Annotated in this window: 3 protein-coding genes; 2 read left to right on the forward strand and 1 reads right to left on the reverse strand. The window is 68.1% G+C overall.

Annotated features, from left to right (window positions below; translation table 11 throughout):
- Positions 1-1,549: hypothetical protein (locus tag EB084_20190; protein NDD30586.1), on the reverse strand; the 1,549-nt coding region annotated here is incomplete at its 3' end.
- A 141-nt stretch (positions 1,550-1,690) separates the two neighbouring features.
- Here EB084_20190 and EB084_20195 point away from each other — a divergent pair.
- Together EB084_20195 and EB084_20200 are read left to right on the forward strand one after the other, a co-directional pair.
- The gene (locus EB084_20195; GenBank protein ID NDD30587.1) at positions 1,691-3,112 is read left to right on the forward strand and encodes an NAD-dependent succinate-semialdehyde dehydrogenase; all 1,422 of its coding nucleotides are present in this window, start codon (positions 1,691-1,693) and stop codon (positions 3,110-3,112) included.
- A gap of 38 nt (positions 3,113-3,150) precedes the next feature.
- The coding region (locus EB084_20200; protein ID NDD30588.1) for an aspartate aminotransferase family protein at positions 3,151-4,471 on the forward strand (1,321 nt) is incomplete at its 3' end.

Below are 4,471 nucleotides of genomic sequence, written 5' to 3' on the forward strand. Positions count from 1 at the left end.
GCAGGGTGCCGATGCGCGCACCGCCCACGTTGAGCACCGACGCGATGCTCGTGGCCTCGGTTGCGATGTAGTCGGTGCTCACGATGGAGCCGAGCGACTGGCCGAGCATGGTCGGCCCGGGATGGAGCAGGGTGGTGGCACCATAGTTGGAGCTGTCGAAGTTGCTGTTGCCCGCGTTGATCATGCGGGTCAGCACGTAGAGGTCGGCGCAGCTCTGGCGCAGGTTGTCGCGGCCGGTGAGCAGGTTGTTGAGGTTGATGAAGCCGTAGCCGTCGCCGTCGGCCTGGTTCTTGTACTGGTTGGCGAGAATCAGGTCGTTGCTGCCGTGCAGCGGCTGATTGATGGCGATGACCGCGATGCCCTGGCCGTTGAACGCGTTGGCAACGGCAAGGCTGTCGAACAGGTTGCGGGTGATGCCGTGCACGTAGATGACCGTGGGGTAGCCGCCCGGCGGGACCGCATGCGCGACCGGATCCGGCAGGCAGCAGATGAACTGCTGGGTGCGGGTGCTCTGCACGGTGGGCAGGCCGTTGCCGCCGATCACCCAGGGAGCGCCGGCGGTGTTGGCGGGGTCAGCGTAGCTGATGTAGTTCGGGCTCTGGAACGTGCCCGTGTACAGTCCGCCGATGTTGTTGTGGGGGATGGCGCTGAAGGCCGGATTGGTGAAGTAGGCCGTCACCGACGTGGCCCCGACGGTGCCGAAGAAGGCACCGACGGGGGCGCCTGCGATGCCCGCGATGGTGGGCGTGGGCGCGGTGGAGGTCTGCACGGCGGCGTTCAGCGTCTTCAGCGTGCTGTAGAGGGGCTGCGTCGTGAAGGCGAAGGCCACGGGGATGTTGTCGACGGGCAGTGTCGTCGTTGCGGCTGCCTGGGCCCAGATGGGCACCCACGCCAGGCGCAGGGCCTCGAGCTGCGCCGCCTCGGCGTCGCTGATGGTGGAGATCACCGAGTGGTTGGAAGCGTCGACCAGCGGGGTGGTGCGCTTCAGCAGGCCGAGGACGTCGCTCGAGATGATCGAGCGTCCCGCCGTGTCGTGCACACCAGAGGTGACGATGGCGGTGTAGTGGGTGTTCGCGGCAAGCGGCACGGTGGGGGTGATCACGATGGTGTCGTTGCTGCCGCTGGTGAGCACCGAAAGTGCGACGGGTGCGGCGGCTTGGCTGTCGGTGACCAGCATGACGTTGGCCGCGGTGATGGTGGCGGCGTCGGCGCGGCCCTGCAAGGGAACATAGATGGGGGCCGCGGTGGAGAATCCGCTGAGGGCATTGAACGCCTGGGCCGCCGATGTCGTTCCTGGCAGCGCGTTCTTGCCCGTAGACGGGTTGCGCAGCAGCGCGTCAGAGGGGTGGGGCAGGGTGCCCAGCGAGCCGCTGGTGGGGTCGAACTGGGCGTAGGTGAACGGCACGGTGGGGGCGGTGTTGCCCACGCTCGCCGCGTTCGTGGTCGGGATTGACGAGGTGCTGGCGCCTCCGCCGGAGCCGCAGCCGGTCAGCATCACGCCGACGGCCAGAGCGAGGAGGCCTCGTGTCAGGGACGGAAATTGTTTCATTGCAGACCCTCCAAGAAGATTTGGCGAGGTTCAAAGCAGACTCCGCTTTCTCCTGCAGTGGCCGTCAAGGCGATTTCGACAGGGAACCGCCCCTCCCGCTTTGAAGCGAACGGCATGACTGATCTCACCTCTCCCACGCAGATGCTCATCAATGGTGTCTGGGCAGATGCCCAGGCGGGCGGAACCCGCGAGGTGGTCGATCCATCGACCGAGGTTACGGTGACCGCGGTGGCCTACGGTGAACGCGCCGACTGCGAGGCCGCCATCGAGGCGGCACACGCGGCCTTCCCCGCCTGGTCGCGGCGCACGCCCTACGAGCGCGCCGTCATCTTGAAGGCCGCGGCCGATCGCATCCGCGCGCAGCTCGACGCCCTCGGTCGCCTCACCACCGAAGAGAGCGGCAAGCCCTTCCCCGAGGCGCGGGGCGAGTGGAGCGTGGCGGCCGATCTCCTTGAGTGGTTCGCCGAAGAGGGCAAGCGGGCATACGGCCGCACCATACCCGCGCGTCTGGCGCACAAGCGCATGCAGACCATCAAGCAGGCCATGGGGGTGGCCGGCGTCATCACCGCCTGGAACTTCCCCGCCTACAACCCCGCGCGCGCCTGGGCCGCGGCCCTTGCGGCCGGCTGCACCGTGGTGGGGCGGCCTTCGGAGTGCACGCCGCGCACCGCCCTGGCGCTGGCGGCCGCGCTGCACGAGAGCGGTGTGCCGGCGGGCGTGCTCAATGTCGTGCTCGGCCCGGCAGACCCCATGGCCCAGGCCATGCTCGACCATCCGGCGGTGCGCGTCATCAGCTTCACCGGGAGCACGGCGGTGGGTCGGCGCCTCATGGATGGCGCGTCACGCACCTTCACCCGTCTGTCGCTCGAGCTTGGGGGCAACGCCCCGGTGCTGGTGTTCTCGGATGTCGATGTGCAGGCCTTCGCCAAGATCGCGGTGAGCGCGCGATTCCGCAACTGCGGTCAGGTATGTGTCGCGCCCCAGCGCTTCATGGTGGCCCGATCGATCCACGACGCGCTCGTTGAGCGCATGGCCGAGCACGTGCGCGCCTTGCGCGTCGGTCGTGGCCTCGACGCCGGCACCCAGATCGGCCCCATGATCAATGCCCGCCAGCGTGACCGGGTCGAGGCCCTCGTCAACCACGCGCGAGACGGGGGGGTCGCCGTGCTGGCCGGAGGTTCGCGCCCGAGCCATCTCGAGCGCGGGTACTTCTACGAACCCACGCTCCTCGGTGGGGTGAAGCCCGAGATGCCCGTCTATGCCGAGGAGATCTTCGGTCCGGTCATGCCCGTGACGCCCTTCGACGATCTCGATGAGGCCCTGGCCCTGGCCAATGCCACTGAGTACGGTCTGGCGGCCTATGTCTTCACCAACGACCTGAAGACCGCGATTCGCGCCAGCGAGGGGCTCGACTTTGGCATGGTGGGGGTCAATGAGTGGTCGCCGCACGCCACCGAAGCGCCTTTCGGCGGGCGTAAGGCGAGCGGTCTGGGGCACGAGTCCGGACCGGAAGGGCTCGACGAATATCTCGAGACCAAGCTCATCTCGTACGGCGGTCTCTGATCGCCCATCTCGTGGTTCACCGATCGGAGGAGGTCGCCATGATCGATCGCAGCCGTCTCACCGCGCTTCTCGTTGAAGAGGAGCGCCGATTCGAAGAGGCCCATCCCCGCTCACGCGCGCTCTACGAGCGCGCTCGCCAGCACCTCCCGGGCGGGGTGCCCATGCACTGGATGGTGCGCTGGGCCGGCCCATACCCCGTGTTCATCGAGCAGGGCAAGGGGGCGCACTTCACCTGCGTCGACGGGCATCGGTACGTCGATTTCTGCCTCGGTGACACAGGCGCGATGACGGGGCACGCGCCGGAGGCCACCGTGCGCGCCGTCACCGAGCAGGCCCAGCGCGGCTTCACCTTCATGCTGCCCAACGAGAACGCCATCTGGGTGGCCGAGGAGATGTCACGCCGCTTCGGCCTGCCGTACTGGCAGGTCTCGCTCTCGGCCACCGACGCCAACCGATTCTCCATACGCCTCGCCCGTCACCTCACCGGTCGGCGCAAGATTCTCGTCTTCAACTACTGCTATCACGGCTCGGTCGACGAGACGTTCATCAGCCTGCACGACGGCGTGCCGGGCGCGCGTGGCGGCAACATCGGTCCTCCCGTCGATCCCCGCGAGACCACGAAGGTCATCGAGTTCAACGACATCCCCGCGCTCGAGGCCGCGCTGCGTGAGGGGGATGTGGCGGCGGTGCTGGCAGAGCCCGTCATGACCAACATCGGCATCATCCACCCGGACCCGGGCTATCACGACGCGCTGCGCCGCCTCACCCGCGAGACCGGCACCTTGCTGATTCTCGACGAGACCCACACCATCTGCACCGGACCCGGAGGATACACCCGCGCCCACGGGCTCGCGCCGGACATGCTCACCATCGGCAAGCCCATCGGCGGCGGCGTTCCCGTGGGCATGTATGGCTTCAGCGAAGCCATTGCCACCGCGATGCTCGAGAAGGTGAATCGCGACGAGTGCGACACGGGGGGCATCGGCGGCACCCTGGCGGGCAATGCCCTCAGCCTGGCCGCGGTGCGCGCCACCCTCGAGCACGTGCTCACGCCCGCGCTGTACGCACGCACCACGCCGTTGGCCGAGCGCTTCACCCTGGGGGTCGAAGAGGTCATCGCAGACTTCGGCCTGCCCTGGATCGTCAAGCATCTGGGGTGTCGGGTGGAGTACTGGTTCCGACCGGCGCCGCCGCGCAACGGCGGTGAGGCCGCGGCTGCGGTCGACGCCGAGCTCGATCGCTACATGCACCTCTGCGCGCTGAACCGCGGCATTCTCATGACCCCGTTCCACAACATGGCGCTCATCGCCCCGGACACCACCGACGACGACGTCGATCTGCACACCCGCGTCTTCCGGG

Source organism: Pseudomonadota bacterium (assembly GCA_010028905.1).
Classification (GTDB): domain Bacteria; phylum Vulcanimicrobiota; class Xenobia; order RGZZ01; family RGZZ01; genus RGZZ01.